Origin of the sequence: Pseudomonas xanthosomatis (assembly GCF_019139835.1) — a bacterium.
Lineage (GTDB): Bacteria > Pseudomonadota > Gammaproteobacteria > Pseudomonadales > Pseudomonadaceae > Aquipseudomonas > Aquipseudomonas fakonensis.
On sequence record NZ_CP077075.1, the window covers coordinates 3554428 to 3576793 of the forward strand.

Annotated in this window: 14 protein-coding genes; 8 read left to right on the top strand and 6 right to left on the bottom strand. The window is 63.9% G+C overall.

Annotated features, from left to right (window positions below; all coding sequences use genetic code 11):
* Window positions 1–2: 2 nt before the first annotated feature.
* On the bottom strand, window positions 3–917 hold the full coding sequence (locus tag KSS93_RS15970; protein ID WP_225917199.1) for a LysR family transcriptional regulator: 915 nt from the start codon (window positions 915–917) through the stop codon (window positions 3–5).
* A 208-nt stretch (window positions 918–1125) separates the two neighbouring features.
* Between KSS93_RS15970 and KSS93_RS15975 the strand changes: the two genes are divergently transcribed.
* A complete protein-coding gene (locus tag KSS93_RS15975) occupies window positions 1126–2148 on the top strand; it encodes a zinc-dependent alcohol dehydrogenase family protein (RefSeq protein WP_217843307.1) in 1023 nt (340 codons plus the stop codon).
* Window positions 2149–2335: 187 nt separating this feature from the next.
* The gene (locus KSS93_RS15980) at window positions 2336–3766 is read left to right on the top strand and encodes a hypothetical protein (RefSeq protein ID WP_217884956.1); all 1431 of its coding nucleotides are present in this window, start codon (window positions 2336–2338) and stop codon (window positions 3764–3766) included.
* Window positions 3767–4088: 322 nt separating this feature from the next.
* Here KSS93_RS15980 and KSS93_RS15985 read toward each other — a convergent pair whose 3' ends face one another.
* Window positions 4089–4613, bottom strand: coding sequence for a GNAT family N-acetyltransferase (locus KSS93_RS15985; RefSeq protein ID WP_217884957.1), 525 nt, complete (start codon window positions 4611–4613; stop codon window positions 4089–4091).
* 71 nt (window positions 4614–4684) lie between these two features.
* On the opposite strand from KSS93_RS15985, the gene KSS93_RS15990 reads away from it, so the two are divergent.
* Window positions 4685–5248, top strand: a complete 564-nt coding sequence (locus KSS93_RS15990) for a helix-turn-helix domain-containing protein (protein WP_217884958.1) — start codon at window positions 4685–4687, stop codon at window positions 5246–5248.
* A gap of 56 nt (window positions 5249–5304) precedes the next feature.
* On the opposite strand, the gene KSS93_RS15995 is transcribed toward KSS93_RS15990, so the two are convergent.
* The 4 genes from KSS93_RS15995 to KSS93_RS16010 all read right to left on the bottom strand — a co-directional run bounded on the left by KSS93_RS15995 (window position 5305) and on the right by KSS93_RS16010 (window position 8952).
* Entirely contained in the window at window positions 5305–5760 is a 456-nt protein-coding gene (locus KSS93_RS15995) for a fasciclin domain-containing protein (protein ID WP_263975050.1), read from the bottom strand.
* Between the two features lie 179 nt (window positions 5761–5939).
* Window positions 5940–6647 (bottom strand): anti-sigma factor, encoded by a 708-nt coding sequence (locus KSS93_RS16000; protein WP_217884960.1) that lies wholly within the window; start codon window positions 6645–6647, stop codon window positions 5940–5942.
* Entirely contained in the window at window positions 6644–7219 is a 576-nt protein-coding gene (locus KSS93_RS16005; protein WP_217884961.1) for a sigma-70 family RNA polymerase sigma factor, read from the bottom strand. Before KSS93_RS16005 ends, KSS93_RS16000 begins: the two co-directional genes overlap by 4 nt.
* A gap of 233 nt (window positions 7220–7452) precedes the next feature.
* A complete protein-coding gene (locus KSS93_RS16010) occupies window positions 7453–8952 on the bottom strand; it encodes a sensor domain-containing diguanylate cyclase (RefSeq protein WP_217884962.1) in 1500 nt (499 codons plus the stop codon).
* A gap of 1019 nt (window positions 8953–9971) precedes the next feature.
* On the opposite strand from KSS93_RS16010, the gene KSS93_RS16015 reads away from it, so the two are divergent.
* The 5 genes from KSS93_RS16015 to KSS93_RS16035 all read left to right on the top strand — a co-directional run bounded on the left by KSS93_RS16015 (window position 9972) and on the right by KSS93_RS16035 (window position 22357).
* Window positions 9972–11621, top strand: a complete 1650-nt coding sequence (locus KSS93_RS16015) for a VRR-NUC domain-containing protein (protein WP_217884963.1) — start codon at window positions 9972–9974, stop codon at window positions 11619–11621.
* Window positions 11618–13873, top strand: coding sequence for an ATP-dependent DNA helicase (locus KSS93_RS16020; RefSeq protein ID WP_217884964.1), 2256 nt, complete (start codon window positions 11618–11620; stop codon window positions 13871–13873). The genes KSS93_RS16015 and KSS93_RS16020 overlap by 4 nt, the downstream gene beginning before the upstream one ends.
* A gap of 79 nt (window positions 13874–13952) precedes the next feature.
* Entirely contained in the window at window positions 13953–15590 is a 1638-nt protein-coding gene (gene pgm / locus KSS93_RS16025) for a phosphoglucomutase (alpha-D-glucose-1,6-bisphosphate-dependent) (RefSeq protein WP_217884965.1), read from the top strand.
* Window positions 15591–15782: 192 nt separating this feature from the next.
* Window positions 15783–16670: a pirin family protein gene (locus tag KSS93_RS16030; RefSeq protein WP_217884966.1), complete on the top strand. Its 888-nt coding sequence runs from the start codon at window positions 15783–15785 to the stop codon at window positions 16668–16670.
* Window positions 16671–17761: 1091 nt separating this feature from the next.
* Window positions 17762–22357 carry an Ig-like domain-containing protein gene (locus KSS93_RS16035; RefSeq protein ID WP_217884967.1) on the top strand — a complete coding sequence of 1532 codons (4596 nt, stop codon included), beginning with the start codon at window positions 17762–17764 and terminating at the stop codon, window positions 22355–22357.
* Window positions 22358–22366: the final 9 nt, after the last annotated feature.

A 22366-nucleotide genomic window follows, 5' to 3' on the forward strand; every position in this document is an offset into this window, starting at 1 on the left:
GGTTAGAGACTGTCAGGGTCGCCAAAGAACATCTGTATCCGCGACCGCAACCACCGCTCTGCCGGGTCATTATCCTGCGCCCCCCGCCAAGCCATGTGCAGCTCGAAACTGCGTACTTCCATCGGCAAGTCTTCGGCCCGCAACCCTCCCGCTGCGGTCAGTGCATCGGCCGTATAGTCCGGCACCGTGGCAACAATATCGGTCCCGGCGAGCAAACTCCCCAGCCCGTTGAACTGCGGCACCGCCAGCACCACATGGCGCTTGCGGCCGATTTCATCCAGCGCCTCGTCGATGAACCCCGACAGGTCGCCGGCGAACGACACCAGCGCATGGGGCCGCTCGCAGAAATCGTCCAGGGTGATGCTGCCGGGCACGCTGTCGGCGCGCAGCAGCTTGGGCTTGCTGCGGCGCAGCACCTTGCGCTTGGCGTTGGCCGGCAGGTCGCTGGTGTAGCTCACACCCACCGAGATTTCGCCCGAAGCGAGCAGGGCGGGCATCAGCAGGTAGTTGACCCGGCGCACCACCAGCACAATGCCGGGTGCCTCGGCGCGGATGCGCTTGAGCAGTTGCGGCAGCAGGGCGAACTCGGCGTCGTCCGACAGGCCGATGCGAAACACCGAGGTACTGGTGGCCGGATCGAACTCGGCGGCGCGGCTGACTGCGGTGGAGATCGAGTCCAGCGCCGGCGACAGCAGGGCGAAGATTTCGTGGGCCCGCGCCGAAGGCTCCATGCTGCGCCCGGTGCGCACGAACAGCGGGTCGTCGAAGAGGTTGCGCAGGCGCGACAGCGCGGCGCTGATCGCCGGCTGGCCGAGGAACAGTTTCTCGGCGGCACGGGTCACGCTGCGCTCGTGCATCAGCGTCTCGAACACGATCAGCAGGTTGAGGTCTACGCGACGCAAGTCGTTACGATTCATTCGGTGCGGCTCGCCTGGAAGTGGTGCAGGGGTGAATCTTACGGGCAAAGGCTGTTACCCTGCACCGATTTCCGGGTGCCAATGCACATAATTGTCAGGGGCCCAATCAATGACAGGCATGTCGACTATTAACGGCCACTGATGGCCCTCGGCGCCAAGCCCGGATAAAGTCCATGGTAATACGAGGTTCACAAAGGCGAGGTATGCGATGTCCCGCATGATCCGTTTCCACAAGTTCGGCCAGGCCGACGTGTTGCGCTGCGAAGAGCAGGCCGAGCCGTCCCCGGCCGCCGGCGAGCTGCAGATTCGCGTTCAAGCCATTGGCGTGAGCTGGTATGACGTGCTCTGGCGGCAGAACCTGGCCCCCTCTCAAGCGCGCCTGCCGGCGGGCATCGGCCACGAAATGGCCGGTGTGGTCACGGCGGTCGGCGAAGGCGTTGACGATATTGCGGTGGGCGACCGGGTAGCCAGCTTCCCGGCCACCAGCGCCAACGACCACCCGGTGTACGGCGATGTTATCGTGCTGCCGCGTAGTGCCATCACCCGTTACCCCGACGTGCTCACCCCGATCGAGGCCAGCGTGCACTACACGCCGCTGCTGATCGCCTATTTTGCCTACGTCGACCTGGCCCGGGCCAAGGCCGGGCAGACTGCGCTGATCACCGATGCCAGCCACTGCGCGGGGCCGGCCTTCGTACAGTTGGGCAAGGCCCTGGGGTTACGGGTGTTCGCTGCCACCAAGGAGCCGGAGCAACGCGAGTACCTGCTGGGCCTTGGCGCCGAAAAGGTGATAGTCACCGAAGAGCAGGACCTGCTGATGCAGGTGGGCAAGTACACCGACGGCCGTGGCGTCGACATGGTGCTGGATGGCATGGGCGGCCCGCAGATGTCGCTGCTGGGTGATGTACTGGCGCCGCGCGGCAGCCTGGTGCTGTATGGCCTGCAGGGCGGCAACCAGACACCGTTCCCGGCTTGTGCAGCGTTTCGCAAGAATATCCAGTTCCATGTGCACTGCATCGGCAACTTCACCGGCAAGCCGGAGCTGGGCATCGCCCAGGACCAGGTTGCGCTGCAGCGCGCCCTGCGCGATATCAACCAGTTCACCGCTGACCAACTGCTGACGCCGCAGATCATCAAGGTGTACCCGTTCGGCCAGGTGGTCGAAGCCCATCGCTACATGGACGAGTGCCCCTGTGGCGGGCGGGTGGTGCTGGATATGGCGCAACCCTGAGTAGCGCTGGCTTGTACCGAAAGCCCGGGCATTGTCCCGGGCTTTTTTTCGGAATTTTCGCGCTGCACAGTTCCGAAAAAACTCCATGTTCCTTCACGATTATCGGAAATTTCCTGCAAGTTGAGCTTGATCTTCATCTGGCAAACTCGGGCCTTCGATCGGACCAATCCAGGAAGGTGAAGATCAGATGAACCACACCCCGCACGACCAAGCCATGCACTACGTCCATCAGCAGGTGCTGGAGCGCCTGCTGGCCCACATGAACCAGGCGCAGCGCGCCTCGGTGCAGTTGCTGATGCAGCGCCTGCTGGTGATTGCAGGCGGGCCGGAACATATCGGCAACTTCCGCACCCTGGTGCTGCATGGCGCCGACCGGCGCAGTGCCCAATTGCTGGCCTACCTGCGCGCCGCCCAGTTGAGCCTGGCGGTACGCCACCACGACAGCTTTCACCTGCGGGTGCTGGTGGCCCGCTCGCCGGGCCTGGACAGCGCCACGCTGGCGGCCCACGACCAGTGTTTCGGTGCGCTGTTTCTGCATGACGACCCGCGGGTGGAGCTGTTGCGCGCCGACGCAGGCCAGGTCGGCCCCTACAGCGCGCGGCCGGTAGCCTGCAGCGAGCAGCGTGACGCGGCACGCAATGCCTGGCTATTGTTCGGCCACCTGGGCGGCGGGCGGCCCGAGGTGTTGCTGGGGGCCAGGGCCTACCTGGAGCTGGCCTCGGTGCTGGACCAGGCGCTGACCGCCGGCGCCGGCGTGGACGCGCTGCTGACCGTGACCCCGCCCAGGCAGCGCCTGCGCCTGATGGCCTGGGGGCGGCGCTGCCTGCGGGCTGTGACACAAAACGCGCCCACCACGCTCCCCCACGGTGTCGGGGGGCTGGCCGAAGGCCTGATGCAACTGCACCACGTGCTGGCCCTGGCGCTGCAAAAGCCCGCGCCGATGGCGCAGCGTGCGGCGGGCAATGATTTGCAGGTGGTGGCGCTGGAAGCTGTGCTGCACAACCTGGACGAAGGCGGGCTGCTGGAGCGCATGCTGGGGCGCAAGGAGGGCTTGCCCTGCGAGGTGCACGGCCCCGCCGGGCTGTTCGACCCGCTGCCGCTGGCCCATGCCCGCGGGCTGTACGCCCAGTACATCGAGCAGCGTAATTACCGCGATGGCAGCCAAGCCGCGTTCCAGCGCATCGTCGAACGGCCGCTACCCTGGCCCCAGGGGCAGGAGCTGCAGCAGCAGGCGCAGGAACGCCTGCTCGACAGTTACGGCGCCAGCCAGGACCAGTTGGTCTGCCAGGCCTTCGCACCCTTTACCGGGCAGGGCCGGCGCCTGGAGCAGTTCGTCCAGCGTTACCATCCACGCATGCGCATCGCCTTGCCCTACCTGCACCGGGCGTTGCAGGGGCGGCCGTGCCCGGCCCCGGTAGTTCGCTGGTTGATGGACATCAGCGGGCTGGATCTGGCGCAAATGCGCGCCTTGTATGCCGGCGCCTTGCGTCCGCAGTTGGTCCAGCTGGTGCAGCTGCTGGGGCGTCGCGACGTGGCGCTGCGCCTGCTGCCGCAGGCCGGCCCGGCATTACCGGCCTGGGCTCGGCTGGCGGGGCACGCGGGGCGATGGGGCGGTTGACCGTTGATCCCATCGGCGGCCAACAGATTTTGGAATGACGACTATTAAAATCAGGGGCTTAGGGGAGGGCGGGGCTTAATTTGGACTGAGAGGTCCCGCAGAAAATAGACTGATCGATAAAACGCACTTGATAGGGAAACTCCGAACAAGTTGCTCATCAGCCAGAAATGAGCGGCTTGGGCACGCCGAAAAGCCCGATTTTCAGCCGCTGATTACTGGCGCTTGATCACACAAAATGGATGTTCGACTTTATTCTGGCGTCTGTCATGGGACGAAAGCGCTCTGTGGGCTCGGTCAGACTTGAGCCCCCTCGCCCCAGCCTTTAATCCTCGTCGGGTACCAACGGCGTCTGCAAAATCAGCTGGTAGAACCCCAGGTCCAGCCATTTGCCGAACTTGTAGGCCGCTTGCCTGATCACGCCCGCCTCGACAAAGCCGAGCCGCTCATGCAGCGCGATACTGCCCAGGTTGGTCGTATCGATCCCGCCGATCATGGTGTGGACATCCCGCGCGATAGCCTCCTCGATCAGCTTCTGCATCAGCAGCTTCCCCAGCCCCTGGCCACGGCATTCATGGTGGATGTAGATCGAGTGCTCAACGCTGTACTTGTAAGCAGGCCATGCCCGGAAGGTAGCGTAGCTGGCAAAGCCGAGCAGCCTGCCGGCGTCATCCTCGACACCCAGCACCGGGAAGTGGTTTCGCCGTTTGGTTTCAAACCAGCCGACCATCGACTCAGGGCTCCTGGGCTTGTAGTCGTACAGCGCTGTGGACGTCAGGATTGCATGATTGAAGATCTCGAGGATCGCGGCTGAATGCCGTTCCTCTGTGCAGTACACCGAGTTGATCATGGCGCCTTCTTAAATTCCACTATGTGATACGATTCGTATCCTAAATAGGATTTCTGAAAAAGAGAAGGCAGATGACGGTTGACCAGGTGATAGCAGAACGGCTTGCGGCACTTCGCCAGGCACAGCGCCTGAGCCTGGCGCAGCTGGGCGAAAAAGCCGGCGTCAGCAAAGCCATGATCTCGAAGATCGAACGACTTGAAAGTAGCCCGACGGCTGCTGTCCTGGGGCGATTGGCAGCAGGTTTGGGTGTATCTCTGACTGATCTGCTCAAAGAGGAAAGTTCACCCCCAAACTCGATCCTAAGGCGCCAGGCAGACCAGCCAACCTGGCAGGACAGCCAGACCGGTTACATCCGTAGGCAGGTAGCAGAGCGCAGGGCATCTGGCAGCAGCGAACTCATCGAGATAACGCTGCCAGCCGCGACCCGGGTCGATTACCCTCAGTGGCACAGCAACCCCTACCACCAAAGAGTCTGGGTGCTGCAGGGGAGGCTGGAGGTCCGCTACGGTGACGACAGCTACACGATGGCGGCGGGTGATGTGCTTGAGTTCGCCGTTGACCTGCCTGTGAGTTACATCGCCGACCCCACCCAGGGGTGTCGCTACCTTCTGAACATTCTCTACGAGCGGGCTTGATCGAAAGGCGGTGCAACTTGCGGCGGCCCAATGCGGGCCGTCGCAAGGCGGCCTACCTATTTGGGCATCAGCACAGTATCAATGACGTGGATCACGCCATTGGATTGCATCACATCGACGATGGTAACCGCTGCCTTGCCTCCCTTGGCGTCCATCAACCAGAGTTTGCTGCCGTGGAGCATCACGGTGAGCGGTTCACCCTGGACGGTGGTCAGCGTGGTTTTGCCGCCATGCATCTTGGCCTCGTCCATGAGTTGCTTGGCCGTATGCGTACCTGCTACCACGTGGTAGGTCAGGATCTTCGTGAGGTCGGCCTTGTGTTCCGGTTTCACCAAGGTGTCCACCGTGCCTGCCGGAAGTTTGGCGAAGGCTTCGTTGGTGGGCGCGAAGACGGTGAACGGGCCTTTGCCGTTGAGGGTATCTACCAGGCCGGCGGCTTTGACAGCTGCCACCAGTGTCGTGTGATCCTTGGAGTTGGCCGCGTTTTCAACGATGGTCTTGTCCGGGTACATCGGCGCGCCGCCTACCAGTGGCAGGCTTGCGGCATAGCCATTGGATGCCACAAGGCACAGGGCGACCAGGCAGGTTTTTGCGAGGCGTTGAGCAAAGCTGAGCATGATGCATCTCCTCGATTATTCGACCCTTCGAATGAAGGTGAGGAATATACGGAGCAGCCCGGCAAACGGATGCATCACAGCGACGATATTTTTCCTTGAGCGATGACAGGGCCGGTGGGCAGGCCTGTAGGTGAACCGTTTTCAGGCTCCAGCGATACGGCCAGCGCTGCACCATCGCCCAGTGATGCCGCCAGTTCCGCTGGAATGGCCAGGCCAGCGGCCGCATTCGCCGGGAGCAGGCCCAGCGAGTGCGGTTTGCCATCCTTGCCGATCAGCCAGGCTTGGGCGCTGAGGTCCTTCCAGTACGAGGCACGGGTGGGCACGAACAGCACCGCGCGGTCGCCAGGTCGAACCGTTGCGGTAAACAGGACATCACCGTCACTTTGCTCAAGGCGGGCCAGCAGTGTTGGCGCTACCCGGTGCTCAGGCATGCCGAGGGTGATGACAGCGACGATCAGGCAGGCAGCCAGGGCCGCAGTGGTCCAGCGCCAGAAGCCGACGCTGTGCCACCCGCCACGGCGAGTTTGCTGCGTTGAAGGGTCATTCGGGAACAGTTGCGCTTCGATCCGCTGCCAGGTGTGCTCAGGTGGGTTGGCCTCAGGTACCTGACCCAGCCAGCCCTCGAACTGGCGCTGCCATGCAGCCACGGCGGCTTGCACGGCTGGGTCGCGCGCGGCCAGCGCCTCCACCTCTGCGCAGGCTTGGTGGTCAAGCACGCCCAGCACGTACTCGGCGATCAGAAGATCGCGATCATCGTCCGGGGGAAGTTCGTGTTCGTTCATAGGCCAAGGCACACACGCAGTCTGATGAGCCCACGGCGAATCCAGCTCTTCACTGTCCCTAGGGGGACGCTGTGACGTTCAGCCAGTTCAGCGTAGGAATAGCCTTCGAAAAATGCCACACGAATGTAGCGCTGCTGGTCTTCCTCAAGTGTTGCAAGGCAGCGTTCCAGGGCACTGCCTTGGTGATCGCGCTCGACGCTGTCCACCACCGAATCCTGCGTGGGCCACTGGGCGACGGTTTCAAGAGGTTCGTGCATGTGCCGCGAACGGCGTCGGTCGATTGCCTTGTGTCGGGCAATCGAAGCCATCCACGTGCTGGCACTGGATAGCGCCGGATCGAAGCTTGCGGCCTTGAGCCAGACACTGGTGTAGGTCTCCTGAAGGACTTCTTCTGCCTCGGCCCGGTTGCTCAGGTAGTACAGGCAGATACCGAACAACTTGGCCGAGGTGGTGCGGTACAGTGCCTCGAATGCCAGACGGTTGCCGGTGCCACAGGCCAGCAGTAGCACGGTCTGCGCTGTGGCTTGCGGTTGCTCGGCATGATGACCTGTGATGTCAGCGCTTATGGCCAATGTGCGGTCTCCTGAAGGCGCTAGTGTCCTGTCTCGGAAATAAGCTGTTCACTTTTGGCGGCGTCTCGGGCGCCCGGCCCGCGTTGCCACTCCTCGCCATAGCCCTGCTATGACTCGTCGCGGCGCCTTGGCCGAACACCCGAGCCACTCGCCAAAAGAGAACGTATTTCCGAGACAGGACACTAGACAACCTTAGTCTGGATTTTCAATCGCCGGCGCCCTGGCTGCTGGTTTCAGCCGATGTGCACACAGTTGCGGCCTGCGCCCTTGGCCCGGTACAGCGCCTGGTCGGCGCGCGCGAGCAGGGTTTGCTCGCTGTCCAGTTCAGCACCCGGCGCGCAGGCGATGCCAATGCTCACGGTCACCTGGGCAAACGGGCTGTGCTGGTGGGCGATAGGTTCCTTGTTCAGGCATTCGAGCATTGCCTGGGCGACGATGACCGCGCCGGCACTGTCAGTGCCGGGCAGTATCGCGGCCAGCTCCTCGCCGCCATAGCGGGCCAGCAGATCGGGAGGGCGACGCAAGCACGCCGATAGCCGCTTGGCCACCAGGTGCAGGCAGGCATCACCGGCCGGGTGGCCATAGGTGTCGTTGTAGCGCTTGAAGTGATCGATATCGATCATCAGCAGGCTCAGGGCACCGGCGCTGCGCCGGGCCCTTGCAGTTTCCTGGGCCAGGGCCTGGTCGAAACTGCGGCGGTTGGCCAGCCCGGTCAGGGCATCGTGCATCGCCAGGCGTTCGAGCTGCTGGTTGCTGTCGAGCAGCTGTTGCTGGGCCACCCTCAGGTTACCTTCGGCCAGGCTGCGCCGGCGCATGGCGCGGATCAGCAGCCAGCCGATGGTGCCGGTCAGGCCCAGCAGCGCGCACACCACCAGCAACGACAGTTGTGCCTCCATCCGCCAGGCTGCCAGTGCTTCATGCTGCCCCAGGGCGACGGTGGTCACCAGCGGCAGCTGGTCACTCTTGCGAAACGCATACAGGCGCTCGACTCCGTCCAGGCTGGAGGTGAACGAGGCGGTGCCGACCGACTTGTCGACCAGGTACTTGGTGTAGATCGGTGACTGGGAGAAGTTGCGCCCCATGTCCTGCTCGCGGAACGGGTAGCGCACCAGCAATGCGCCGTCGGTATAGGACAGCCCGATGGCGCCCTCACGGCCGACGTCGATCTGGCCGAAAAGATGCAGGAAGTTCTCGACCCCCAGCGTCACCGCCACCACGCCGGCGAATTCGCCGCTGGCATCGTTGAAGCGACGACTGATGGTGATCACCCATTCCTGGTTGGCACGGCTGCGGATGGGCAGGCCGATGAACGATTCGCGCGAAGGGTCGTCGCGGTGATGGATGAAGTAGGCCCGGTCACTGCTGTTGGCACCGGCCGGGATCGGGCGATTGGACGACATCAGCCAGCGCCCGTCCCGGGCGTACACGGTAATGCCGCTCAACTGTGGCATCAGCGGTTGTTGCCGGTCGATCAGCTGGCTCAGCCGCTCAATCTGTGCCAGCCCGCTACCCTCGGTTTCCAGGCGCTCCACCAGGCCGAGCAGGATCAGCGAACTTTGCCGCACGATGCCTTCGGAGTAGGTGGAAAGCGCCTGGGTGAGGTTCAGGCTGTGGGTGTTGATATCTTCCAGTACGCGTTCACGTGAAGCCATGACCTTCCATAGCGTCAATGAAGCGAGTGAACAACCAATGACCGATAGCAAAAGGACAACGAGATGAATGTCACGCTTCACGTTAGTACCTGAGAGAAGTCCGGATTTCGACTGGCGCTCATTGGCTGAAGGCCATGGCACTTAGCCATTCCTGGCATGGGCAAGGATACAGGGGAGTCGAACCGAACCGCAGTAGCTACTTGACGTAAATGAGCATTTAGATGGGCTGATTGTTGCAGCTAAATGGCTGCTTGCGACCCATGCGGCCATTGTGAGGGTACTGCTCTTGCTCATTTTTCGAAGCCGGCGCGATCCCTGTGGGAGCGGGTTTACCCGCGAAACAGGCAACGCGGAGGCTGGCACGGGCTTTGCCCGTGTTCGCGGGTGAACCCGCTCCCACAAAGGCAGCTTGGGGTCGAAAGCGGTCCGTCAGGAGTGAGCGCTCTCACCCCTGCGTTTCGCGCAGGGCGTAGCACCCATGAAAACGGCTCTGGTGAGGGGGCAGGGTCTGGTCGATTGCCTGTCAGCGCAAAGTGATACAAATTTCCCACAGACATTGAATCTGAACATCGAGGCTTGAATGAGGGATGCAATCACATGAATTCAGCCCCTCCACCACCGAGGGGCTGATTGCCGCCACGATCATGGAACTGGTGCGTCCGACCTCCACGTGCAGTGGCTGACCTTTGAATAACCCACCCATTGATGGTCCTGCAGCCAGGACAAGGCTGATCGCCACCGACCCTGAACCAAATGGCCGCCAGTGGGTGTCGATTATCGAGGGCACCTTCTTCATATCTGGAACGTGAATGCCAACACTTGAGCCATCCTGCGTGGTCTCCCACGCCCAATACTTCATCCGTCAACCACGACGGCGATTTCGCCTGTTCTTAGGTCTAAATAAACCAACCATTCGTCGCCGTAGCGCCACAAGCTTAGGGGGGGCAAGATGCAGCCCGGAGTAGAGATAGCGGGCTCGGTCCGATTTCTGTTGACCTCAGTTTAAAATCTGTTGGCCGCCGACGTGATCCGTAGCGCTTGCCCAACCCTTGGGTCTGTATGTATAACCAGTGGCCATTCCCACGCCCGACCTAACCTCTGTGATCGCCCACTCCGTAGACGACCCGCTGTACTACCTGCACAACTTCCGCCAGGTGCTGGGCTGGGTCGGGCAGCGTTATGCCGACCTGCTCGACCACCACGAGCAGGGCTTTATCGATGCCTTCGCCGGCCTGCCAACCGCATCACAGGCGCTGTTGGTGCGCATGGTGATGCGCAAGGGCGAGCTGTTTCGCAGCGACAAGCTTGAGTACGCCGAGATCGGCGACACCCACAACGCCCTGGCGCCGCTGCTGGCGCTGGGCTGGGTCGACGCTGACGCGCCGCTGGCACTGGAGCAGTTGTGGCCGCTGCTGCGCAAGGACGAAGCGGCCAGTTGCTTTGCCGGGCAACTGGCGCGGCCCAGAGCGGGCAAGGCCGAATTGCTCGAGCAACTGCAGCCACTGGCGTTGCAACCCCGCCCGCTGGCCCAGTGGTTCCCGGGGTTTACTGCGCAAATCGTGCATTGGCGCCTGCAACCTTTGTGTGACCGCCTGCGCCTGCTGTTTTTCGGCAACCTGTACCAGGACTGGCACGAGTTCGTACTGGCCGATCTGGGCGTTTGGCGTTACGAGCAGGTGCCGTTCAGCGACGATTCCCGCGCCCTGCGCCTGCGCTGCGAGGTCGACCTGGCCATGGCCCTGCACCAGTGCGCCGAGCGCCTGGAGCAGGGCGAGGCACCGGCCACCCTGCTGGCCTTGCTCGAGGGCCTGGACAGCCATAACCCCTGGCTGGCCCGGCGCCGCGCGCGAGTGCTGTATGCCGTTGGCCAGCAATGCGAGCGCATGGCTGACTGGGCGCTGGCGCTGCGGATCTACGGCGCTTGCGCGCACCCCGAGGCGCGCATCCGCCAGGTGCGGGTGCTGGAGCGCAGCGAGCAGTGGGCCGCAGCCCATGCCTTGGCGCTGAATATGGCCGCAGCACCGGCCAATGCGTTGGAGCGCCAGGCCCTCGAGCGCCTGTTGCCGCGCCTTGCGCGCAAGCTGGGCGGGCCGCCGCAGCCACGCCGGCGGGCCAACCCGGTCGAGCTGATCGAGCTGCAGCTGCCGGCCGAATTCGCCGCGCTGGGCGTGGAGGAGGCGGTGCGGCTATACCTGCAGGGGCAGGGTGGGGCGGCCCACTATGTCGAAAACACCCTGTTCAACAGCCTGTTCGGCCTGCTGTGCTGGGAGGCGATTTTCGCCCCGTTGCCCGGGGCGTTCTTCCACCCGTTCCAGGCCGGCCCGCAAGACTTGCACGATGCCGACTTTCAGCAGCGCCGCGCGGCGCTGTTCGAGCGCTGCCTGGGGCGGCTCGAGGATGGCAGCTACCGTGATGCCATGCGCACCTGCCATGGTGCCAAGCAGGGGCTGCAATCGCCGTTCGTGTTCTGGCAGATGCTCGACGAAGAGCTGTTGGAGCAGGCCCTGGCCTGCCTGCCGGCAGCGCACCTCAAAGCCTGTTTCAAGCGCCTGTTGCAGGACATCCGCAACAACCGCGCCGGTATGCCCGACCTGATCCAGTTCTGGCCCGAGCAGGGCCGTTATCGCATGGTCGAGGTCAAGGGGCCGGGTGACCGCCTGCAAGACAACCAGCTGCGCTGGCTTGAGTTCTGCCAGCAGCACGGCCTGCCGGTTGCGGTCTGTCACGTGCGTTGGGCGCCAGCGGCATGAGCTACACCGTCGCGGTGCGCGCCCTGTGCGAATTCAGCGCCAAGGTCGGCGACCTCGACCTGCGCTTTACCCCTTCGCCCACCGCCCAGGAAGGTATCGCCGGCCATCGCCGGGTGGTGGCCCGCCGCGATGCCGGCTACGAGGCCGAAGTGGCGCTGGAAGGCGAGTACCAGAGCCTGCGTGTACGCGGCCGGGCCGACGGCTACGACCCGGCGCGCAATCGCCTGGAAGAAATCAAGACCCACCGCGGCGACCTGGCCCGCCAGCCGGCCAACCATCGCCAACTGCACTGGGCCCAGGCAAAGGTCTACGCCTGGCTGCTGTGTCAGGCACGCCAGCTGGGCGAGATCGACGTTGCGCTGGTGTATCTCGACGTCGACAGCGACGGCCAGACCGTTATCAGCGAGCGCCACACGGCCGTCGGGCTGCAAGCCTTTTTCCAAACCCAGTGCCAACGTTTTCTGGCCTGGGCGCACATGCAGCAGCAACGTTTGCTGGCCCGCGACGACGGCCTGCGGGCGTTGACCTTCCCGTACCCCGAGTTTCGCCAGGGCCAGCGGCAACTGGCCGAAACCCTGTACAAGGCGGTGAGCACCGGCCGCTGCCTGATGGCCCAGGCCAGCACCGGCATTGGCAAGACCCTCGGCACCTTGTTCCCGCTGCTCAAGGCGGTGGTGCCGCAGCAGCTCGACAAGCTGTACTTCCTCACCGCCAAGACCCCGGGCCGCGCCCTGGCCCTGGATGCCCTGCGCCAGCTCACCCGGCACAGCCCGCAGCCGGCGTTGCGCACGCTGGAGCTGATCGCCCGTGACAAGGCCTGCGAATACCCCGAAAACGCCTGCCATGGTGAGTCCTGCCCGCTGGCCAAGGGTTTCTACGACCGTCTGCCCGCAGCCCGCGAAGCTGCAGCGCAGGTGGCGCTGCTGGACCGCGCGGCATTGCGCGAAGTGGCCCTGGCGCACCAGGTGTGCCCCTACTACCTGGGGCAGGAAATGGCCCGCTGGGCCGATGTTCTGGTGGCCGACTACAACTACTACTTCGATGCCCACGCGCTGCTGTTTGGCTTGGCCCAGCTCAACCAGTGGCGCACGGCGGTGCTGGTCGACGAGGCCCACAACCTGGTGGAGCGCGGGCGGGCGATGTACAGCGCGGGCCTCGACCAGGGCCAGTTGCTGGCCCTGCGCCAGAGCAAGCCGGCAGGCCTTGGCAGCGCGCTGGACCGCCTCAACCGGCAGTGGAATGCCCTGTATAAAGCCCAAGTAGCGCCTTACCAGGCCAGCGAGCAACTGCCGGAGGCCTTCCTGCGGGCGCTGCAACAATGCATCGGGCAGATCCAGGAACGCATGAACCAGGCCCCGGCCGAGCTTGAGCCCAAGGTGCTGGAGTTCTTTTACCAGGCCTTGCAGTTCAGCCGGGTTGCCGAGCTGTTCGATGAGCACTTTCTGTTCGACATCAGCCCGCGCAGCGGCCCCAAAGGCAAGCGCCTGGCTACCCTGTGCCTGCGTAACGTGGTGCCGGCGCGGCTGCTGGCACCGCGCATGGCTGCAGCGCGCAGCGTGACGCTGTTCTCGGCCACCCTCAACCCGCGGCATTTTTACAGCGACCTGCTGGGCATGCCCGCCGACACCGCCTGGCTGGAGGTGGCCGCGCCGTTTCGTGCCGAGCAGTTGCAGGTGCGCATCGTCAGTGATGTTTCCACCCGCTACCAGCAGCGCCAGGCCTCGTTGGCGCCCATCGTCGAGTTGATCGCCGGGCAGTACCAGCGCCAGCCGGGCAACTACCTGGCCTTTTTCAGCAGCTTCGAGTACCTGGAGCAGGTGGCCCGGCTGCTAGCCGAGCGCTATCCGGGCTTGCCCCAGTGGCGCCAGGCGCCGGGCATGGATGAGGCCAGCCGCGAAGCGTTCCTCGCGCGCTTTGTCGCCGATGGTCAGGGCGTGGGCTTTGCCGTACTGGGCGGCGCTTTCGGCGAGGGCGTCGACCTGCCCGGTACGCGTCTGATCGGTGCATTCGTCGCGACGTTAGGGCTACCCCAGGTCAATCCGGTCAACGAGCAATTCAAGCAGCGCCTGGGCCGCCAATTTGGTGCAGGTTTCGACTACGCCTACCTGTACCCGGGGGTGCGCAAGGTGATCCAGGCGGCCGGGAGGGTGATCCGCGGCGATGACGACCGCGGCGTGCTGCTGCTGATCGACGAGCGCTTCGCCGAACCGCGGGTGCGGCAGATGTTTCCCAGCTGGTGGCACTGCGCCTGAACGCCCCCATCGCCTGGCGCTGAAACTCCCAGTACACTGCGCGTTCCAACCCCAACATTCGTTGCTTTCGAGGTTCTGCATGACGCTCAGTCCTTTGGCAGGCAAGCTGGCTCCGGCCAGTGCGCTGGTCGATATCCCCCGCCTGCTCACCGCCTACTACACCGGCCGCCCCGACGCAGCCGTGGCGGCCCAGCGCGTGGCCTTCGGCACCTCGGGCCACCGGGGCAGTTCGTTCGACCTGAGCTTCAACGAGTACCATGTACTGGCGATCACCCAGGCCATCTGCCTGTACCGCCAGGAGAAGGGCATCGACGGCCCGCTGTTCATCGGCGCCGACACACACGCGCTGTCTGCCCCGGCCGCTGCCAGTGCCCTGGAAGTGCTGGCCGCCAACGGCGTGCAAGTGGCCCTGAGCAAGGATGACGAGTACACCCCGACGCCTGCTGTGTCCCACGCCATCCTGTGTTACAACCGCGGCCGCCAGCAGGGCCTGGCCGACGGCATCGTCATCACCCCGTCGCACAACCCGCCGCAGAGTGGCGGCTTCAAGTACAACCCGCCCAACGGCGGCCCGGCCGACAGCGACGTGACCAAGTGGGTCGAGGCCAAGGCCAACGAGCTGTTGGCCGCAGGCCTGGCCGGCGTCAAGCGCATGGACTACCAGCAGGCGCTCAAGGCTCCGACCACCCGCCGCCATGACTACGTGACCAGCTACGTCAACGACCTCGAAAGCGTCATCGACTTCGAAGTGATTCGCGCCGCCAACCTGCGCCTGGGCGTCGACCCGCTGGGCGGGGCAGGGGTGCGCTACTGGTCGGCCATCGCCGAGCGCTACCAGCTGAACCTGGAGGTGGTAAACACCGAAGTGGACCCGACCTTCCGCTTCATGACCGTCGATTGGGACGGGCAGATCCGCATGGACCCGTCCTCGCCCCACGCCATGCAGGGCCTGATCGGCCTGCGCGAGCGCTTCGACGTGGCCTTTGCCTGCGACCCGGACCACGACCGCCACGGCATCGTCACCCCCGACGGCCTGCTGCAGCCGAACAACTACCTGGCCGTGGCCATCGACTACCTGTACCGCAACCGCCCGCAATGGCGCAGTGACGCCGCCGTGGGCAAGACTGTGGTCTCCAGCGGCTTGATCGACCGAGTCACTGCGGGGCTTGGCCGCGAGCTTTATGAGGTGCCGGTGGGCTTCAAGTTCTTCGCCCAGGGCCTGTTTGACGGCTCGCTGGGCTTTGGTGGCGAGGAGAGCGCGGGTGCTTCGTTCCTGCGCCGTGACGGTTCGGTCTGGGCCACCGACAAGGACGGCTTGATCCCGGCCCTGCTGGCTGCCGAGATGACTGCCCGCACTGGCCGCAACCCGAGCCAGATCTACGCCGACCTGACCGCCAGGCTGGGCAAGCCCTACGCCACCCGCGTCGAGGCAAAGGCCGACGCCCGGCAAAAAGCCCTGCTGAGCAAGCTGGCGCCGGAGCAGGTGAAGTCCACCGAGCTTGCCGGCGAGCCGATCGAGCAGATCCTCAGCCACGCACCGGGCAATGGCCAGGCCATTGGTGGCCTGAAGGTGATGACCGCCAATGGCTGGTTCGCCGCACGGCCGTCCGGTACCGAGGACATCTACAAGATCTACGCCGAGAGCTTCATCGACGAGGCGCACCTGGCGCGCCTGGTGCAAGAAGCGCAGGTACTGGTGGACGCGGCGATCGCCTGATCGGCCACTGACCCTATCGCGGGGCAAGCCCGCTCCCACGCCATGCCTCATTACGGGGTTTACGCGTGGGGGCGGGCTTGCCCCGCGATGGTTTGGGCTGTTCCATTGATGGAACGATCCATGCCAATACAGCTATCTACCGCCTGATTGGCTTCACCGGTAAGGTGATACCTATCCAAGAGGAGCCAGTTCATGAAAAACATCCAGGGTATCCACCATAGCCCCCACGCCCATTGGGTAGGTGACGGCTTCCCCGTGCGCAGCCTGTTCACCTACGACCATCTCGCCCGGCATATCAGCCCGTTCCTGCTGCTGGACTACGCCGGCCCTCACGTATTCAACCCCACCACTGAGCGCCGTGGCGTCGGCCAGCACCCGCACCGGGGGTTCGAGACGGTGACCATCGTCTACCAGGGTGAGCTGGAGCATCGCGACTCCACCGGTGCTGGCGGCCTGATCGGCCCGGGTGACGTGCAATGGATGACCGCTGCCGGCGGCATCATCCATGAGGAGTTTCATTCCCAGGCGTTCGCCCAGAGCGGTGGCACGCTGGAGATGGTGCAGTTGTGGGTCAACCTGCCGGCCAGGGACAAGCGTGCTGCGGCGGGCTACCAGACCTTGCTGGCCAGTGATATCCCGGTTGTGAGCCTTGAGGGGGGGGCTGGCAGCCTGCGGGTGATCGCCGGGCGTTACCTGGGGCAGCAGGGGCCTGCCCGTACGTTCACCGACATGGATGTGTGGGATATGCGGCTCAAGGCCGGGGCCAGCCTGCAGTTGCCTGTGGCTGCCGGGCGCAATGCCGCGCTGGTGGTGTTGCGCGGGCGCTTGCGGGTCAATGCCGAGCGCGAGGCGGGGCCGGCCAGCCTGGTGTTGTTCGAGCGTGAGGGGTACGGTGTGCGGGTCGAGGCGCTGGAGGATGTCAGTGTGTTGCTGCTCAGCGGTGAGCCGATCGATGAGCCGATCGTGGGGTATGGGCCGTTTGTGATGAACAGCCAGGCTGAGATTGCTGAGTCGTTCGATGACTTCCATGCGGGGCGGTTTGGGGTGATGGGGGGGAGTGAGAGAGGGCCGGCTCACTGATTTCAATGCCGTTCGGCGGGGCGGCCTTTCTGCGTTAGTTGTAGGAGCCGGCTTGCCGGCGATGGCGTTTGTGCAGGTGGCTTAAGTTTTGTGTTGTACGCTGTTGGTTTGTTGATCGGAGTTTAGTTGTTTTAGTTGTTTTGGATGGGTTTGGAAGTTGTATGTGCATTCATTATTTGTATTGACGCTTATTCACCTTTCCGCCCTTACGGCGGGTAACTTTTTGAAGGATCAAAAAGTCACCAAAAAATCCTCGCTCCATTCATCCGGCCCCTGCGCTTCGCTCCGGGGTTCCCTCACTCCGGGCTTGCTCCGGGGGTACGCGCCGACGGGCCGTCCCTGGCCCGATCGGCGCTCGACCGGCATCCATGCCGGTCGCCCCCCTACGCAATCCCTGCGTTCGGCCTCCTGAAGTCGCGAAGTTAGTGGCGGCGCCTATGAGTACGCAGCTCGGTCGCTAGTTGCCACCGTGGGAACTCAGGATTGAATCGCTGGACAAGCCCGCTCCCACGCCGGCCGTGTACTTACTGTGGGAGCGGGCTTGCTCCGCGACGGCGTTAGAACAAACAACACATCAATAACAATCAAACCAACATCCCAGCTCTTGATCTGGCTCTTGATCTTGCTTCTAAGTGCGCGGTAGTTCAGACAACACAAATCGCGACTTCAGGAGGCCGAGCGTAGGGATTGCGTAGGAGGGCGACCGGCATGGATGCCGGTCGAGCGCCGATCGGGCCAGGGACGGCCCGTCGGCGCGTACCTCCGGAGCAAGCCCGGAGCGAGGGTACCCCCGGAGCGCAGCGTAGGGGGCCGGATGATAGGAGCAGGCGGTTTTGCCTACTTTTGCCAAGACAAAAGTAGGCCGCCGTAAGGGCGGAAAGGTGACGAAAAGCGCTCATCGTCAACGAATGCGCATACATCTCCCAAAGCAATCACCCTAAAGCCCCGAACCCGAACCCGACCCCCAGCCATCCATCCCCCACCCCGCAACCCCAACCCCACCAGTTACCCCATTCGCCCCCAACCTAGCATCCAGCCCATATCGCAACCCGGCGAAGGGCGTTCCAAGGCCTTCGCCCCAAGGAACCCCCATGCCTGAACATAACGACTGTACCCCCTCAACCCCCCTGCAGCGGATCCTCGAGACCGAACCGGGCACCCAGCCAGCCCCTGACGGCCAGCGCTCGCTACTGGCATTGCAACGCAAGCCTCTCCAGGCGCTGATGGATAGCTACCCAAGCGTGCAGATGGACGAAGCGAAGCGCTTGAAGGCGCGCCTGGACGTTGGCGCCGCGGCCATGATGCGCGCGTTCCGCGAGCAGCGGCTCAAGGTGCAAGGCCGGCGCCCCGGCGATGAAACCAAAGGCCCTCTGGCCCTGAGCAACGGCCCTACCTTCGAAAACCAGTTCTCCCCCAGTTGGGGCGACAACACCCACCCCCAGGCCGTCGACGCGACGACCTCCCCGGCGGCATACCTGGTCGACATGCTCATGTTTGCCAGCGAGCACGTCGAAGCACTCGGTGACCCGAACAAAACCCTGACCCTGCGCAACCGTCGCCCAGACCTGTTTGAGCTGTCGCTCGACGAGCAGACCATGAATCGCGAGGTAAGCCAGGTCGAGGTAGTCAACCATGTACTGGCGCATGCCATCGGCAGCGAGTCGCACCAGGCAGCCGATAGCCGCATGGCGCTCGAAGACACTTTGCTACAGGTCTTCACGCCGCTCAGGCAGTTCCCTTATGAAGCGCACTGGCAACAGATCAGGACGGTGCTGGCTCACAACAAACTAGGCCTGAGCGATGTTTCCCGGCTGTCGGATCTGGACAGCCCCTACTTCATTCAGCCCGGCGCCCACTCGCAGTGGTCGGATACCGCCCTGCAACAGGACGCATCGCTGGGCCCCGGCTTGCGCGCGCTGCTCACCGAGGCGCCGTACTTCGGCACCCCAGGCGTGTTGCGGTACAACCCTCAGAGCCGCCGCTTGACGGGCCTGCCGCAAACCGCAGCCGAGGATGATGCGGGTTTCTTCATGCGCTACTTCGGTGTGCCGGCCTTTCCAAGCCTGCAAAACGTGGTCAATTTCTGCCAGGCAGTGCAACTGAGCCAGCTCGAGATGGAGGCGTTGTTCGGCCTGGCCGCCTGCGCACCACGGCGTTCTGAAAATGCGCTCGAAAGTGCCATGTCCGGCCCGGTTTCCCCGGGCCTGTTCGGTGCACGCTTCATCAATAGTGGGGGGCCTGAACCCGTGTCGGTGGCCAACGATGCCGGCGATCCCTTGCTCCACCAGTTCCGCTTTTTGAGCGAGGCGCGTTGTGACCGTGTGCAGCGCCTGATGCGCCTGGCCCTTGCCCTGCAACTGCCTTTCCAGCAGGCAGACCAGGTGGTGTGCGCGTCCATCGATGCCGAGCGCCTGGGGGCTGTCGACGAGCAGGGCAAGCCGCTGCAGATGACCGCCAACACGATACGCGCACTGGGCCTGTTCCAATACTTGCGCGAGCGTTTCGCCTGCAGCGCCGAAGACTTCGCTGCGTTGTTGTCGGACATGTCGGTGTTTGCAGTTGGCGACACGCTGAGCCATTTCGACCGGGTGTTCAACCGTGGAGTGGCGACTGCATTGGTGCTCGACGGCCAATGGTTCGACATTGCCGGTGAAGATGCACAGAGCAAACTCACCGTCGACCTGCTGTGCAGCGGCTTGGGCATCAACCTGGAAACGTTTCGCTACCTGGCACGCAGCGTGATGCAGGGGCAAGGGCAGGCGCGGCTGCGACGATCGCTCGCCACCATCAGTGCTTTCTACCGGGTAACCCTGCTGGCCCGATTGCTGAAGGTCAGCACCATCGAGCTGTTGTCGCTGCTTGAGGTGCTCAGCCCGCAAGGGCAGTTCGCCCTGCAGTTGACCGGTACGCCGCACAACGCGATGTACCGAAGCTACGCTCAGGCCGACACTGTCAGCGTGGTCCATGCGGTGTGCCAGTGCGTGCTCTGGTGCCAGCAGCAGAGCCTGCCCATCGCCTGGCTTGTGCAGCAATTGTTGCCGGTGAGCAACGCCGATGTGGTGCCTGAGGCGGTCGTTACGCTGTTCAGTGAGCTCAAGCGCGACCTGCTGCCTTACCTGGACCTCGAGCGCGCCCTGGAGCAGGCAGGCGTAACGCCGCTGAAAAGCACCCGCTGGCATGACCACCTGAGCCAGATCGTAGACGCGCACGGGCTGGTTACCGACACTGGGCACACCGAAGAGGACCTTGACCCCAAGCTGTACGAGAACTTCGCCGAGCGCGAGATCGACGTGGTCATCGCGCGCCTGGAGAGCAGCGACGAGCAGCCTGACAACGAGCTACCAGCCATGCCGCAAGACCTGCGTGAGCGTCTCAAGGCATTGGTGCTGGGGGTGATTCTGCGCATGCGCCTGGAGCAATGGGGGGTAGTGCAGGCGCGGTTGTCGCAGATGCTGTCGTTACAGGCCAGCCACGTGGTGCCGGTGATCTTCTGGGCCGACGGCAAGGTGCACGGGTTACTTGAGGCTGCGGTGGGCTTCGAGCCTGTGCAGCATCAATCTGTGGCGATGAAGAACATGACCACCCTGCTGCAGCGCATGGAGCGCTGCGCCGAGGTGGTTAGCCGGTTCGCCTTGAGCCCGGCGTTACTGAGCAGCATGCTGACTAGTGCCGAGCAGCCACGCTTCAGCCTGCGCTCGACCGAACTTACCCTGCACACACTGTATTACCTTGAGCGCTACACACATTGCCTGCGCCTTGCAAAGCAGCCAGAGGAGCACCTGCTGGGGTACTTCACCAGGCTTGCAGCGTTGGGCGAGATGACGCCCAACGAACAGCGCCTGGTGCGGGACGCGGCGGCACAGAAAATTGCCAGCTGGCTGGGTTGGGGGGTACGTGAGGTACTGGATGTGGCGGGGTATGTTGCCGCCGACGGTATCATCCGCAACCTGGCACAGTTGTGCGTGCTGGTGGATACACGCGAGCTTTGCGAGCACACCGGGTTGAGCGCTGCATCGTTGATGAAGCTCAGCAAACTCAGTGAGCACTCAAGTACCCAGGCTCATCGCGACGCGGCGCAAGAAATGCTCAGCAGCCTGGAGCGTGCAGTCCAACAGGCCCCCCAGGATGGCGAATTGCGCCAGAGCCTGTCGTCGCGCTGCCTGGTGAGCCAGGCGCGGCTGATTGCGCGCAAAGCGGGTGAAGCCTGTACGGTCACCTTGACCTTGCTGGATATGAACAGCCAACCGGTTGCCGGTATCCGGGTGGCGTGGGCCACGACCCTGGGGACGCTGCTCGACCATTACAGCTATACCGACGAGCAGGGTGTGGCCAGCGTGCAATTGCAGGCCGGGCGGCAGGTAGGTGTTGCGAACGTGAGTGCGACCTACCTGTTGGACAGCCAGGCCTTCGCCCCCCCGGTTGTCATCGACTGCGATGAAGACTCGCTGATGTTGCTGCCGGTAGAGGGCAAGCCGCGTGAGCCTTGGCAGTTGGCGGGCAACAAAGGGTTCTACAGCTTTGCCGCGCGGCTGCAGGACAAATACGACAACCTGGGCGTAGACCGCCTGGTGCATTGGGTCAGCCAGATAGGCGAATTCGCCGGCACCGACGGGCAGACCCTGACCGACAGCGAAGGCTACAGCCGCATTGACCTGCGCAGCCTGCAGCCGGGCCAGGGGCAGGTGAGGGTGTGGTATGCGGGCGGTACTGCCAACCCCGAGCTGTTCACCGTCGGTTTCGACGACCTTCCATACGCAAGCGCACTGCTGCTCACCAGCCAGGCGGTGGTCGGCGAGCCCATCGTGGTGCAGGCCACGATCCTGGGGCTCGATGGCGCCCTGGTCGCCGGCCAGGCGCTGGCCTGGGCATGTACCGGGGCTGCACTGGGCGATCACGATCAGCAGAGCGATGCGCAAGGGGTGGCCAGTGCAACCCTCGATGCCACTCAGGCCGGTACCGTCAGCGTCACTGTCACGCTGGTGTCCGCCGCGGCTCCCGAGGGCTACTTCAGCAAGGTACTGACCTTCGATGTGGTAGCCGATGCGCGGCTGCATGATTCCCGGGCAAGCCTACACTGGCCGCTGGCCGACGGTATCAGCGCGAGTGAATACGAAGTGCATATCTTCAGCAGCGCCGGCCAACCGGTGGCGCGTTACCCGATTACCTGGGCAGTTCAAGGCCAGCAACTGGAACCAGTACTGCGCCAGACCGGGCCGGACGGCATTGCCAGGTTCCTGCTCAAAAGCGAATCGGCTGGCGAGCAGACGGTGACCGCCAGTTGGGGCGAAGGCCAGTCCTGCACCTTTGCACCTGTGAAGTTCCTGCCCCCGCTCGAACTGCAAGTCCTGTTCGACGGCCAGCCGCTGGAGGGCCCTCTGGTGATTGCCCAACCGGCCAGCGAGACGGTCCAGCACACCTTGACGTACCGCCTGGCAGCCGATCATCCGCTGCTGGCGGAGCCTATGCAGCTGTTGTACTCGGGCCGCAATTCTGCCCCTTCGCTGGGCCTGGTGTTCGACCCGCCGCCGGGTGCGGATAACCCCTTCAAAGACCGTGAAGTGGCCTGGACGATCACCTGCAAACCAAGTGGCCTGCGCCAGGAGGCGGCGCTGCAGCTGGGGCTGACCCATGAGCACGCGATGGCCCCGTACTGGACCGACGCCGTGGTCAATCCGCCGCGCGACTGACAACGGTAT

Bases quoted from the DNA above. Each gene is read 5' to 3' on its own strand.
- KSS93_RS15970 (WP_225917199.1), bottom strand. From the start codon at position 917: ATGAATCGTAACGACTTGCGTCGCGTAGACCTCAACCTGCTGATCGTG.
- KSS93_RS15975 (WP_217843307.1), top strand. From the start codon at position 1,126: ATGTCCCGCATGATCCGTTTCCACAAGTTCGGCCAGGCCGACGTGTTG.
- KSS93_RS15980 (WP_217884956.1), top strand. From the start codon at position 2,336: ATGAACCACACCCCGCACGACCAAGCCATGCACTACGTCCATCAGCAG.
- KSS93_RS15985 (WP_217884957.1), bottom strand. From the start codon at position 4,613: ATGATCAACTCGGTGTACTGCACAGAGGAACGGCATTCAGCCGCGATC.
- KSS93_RS15990 (WP_217884958.1), top strand. From the start codon at position 4,685: ATGACGGTTGACCAGGTGATAGCAGAACGGCTTGCGGCACTTCGCCAG.
- KSS93_RS15995 (WP_263975050.1), bottom strand. From the start codon at position 5,760: ATGTACCCGGACAAGACCATCGTTGAAAACGCGGCCAACTCCAAGGAT.
- KSS93_RS16000 (WP_217884960.1), bottom strand. From the start codon at position 6,647: ATGAACGAACACGAACTTCCCCCGGACGATGATCGCGATCTTCTGATC.
- KSS93_RS16020 (WP_217884964.1), top strand. From the start codon at position 11,618: ATGAGCTACACCGTCGCGGTGCGCGCCCTGTGCGAATTCAGCGCCAAG.
- pgm (WP_217884965.1), top strand. From the start codon at position 13,953: ATGACGCTCAGTCCTTTGGCAGGCAAGCTGGCTCCGGCCAGTGCGCTG.
- KSS93_RS16030 (WP_217884966.1), top strand. From the start codon at position 15,783: ATGAAAAACATCCAGGGTATCCACCATAGCCCCCACGCCCATTGGGTA.
- KSS93_RS16035 (WP_217884967.1), top strand. From the start codon at position 17,762: ATGCCTGAACATAACGACTGTACCCCCTCAACCCCCCTGCAGCGGATC.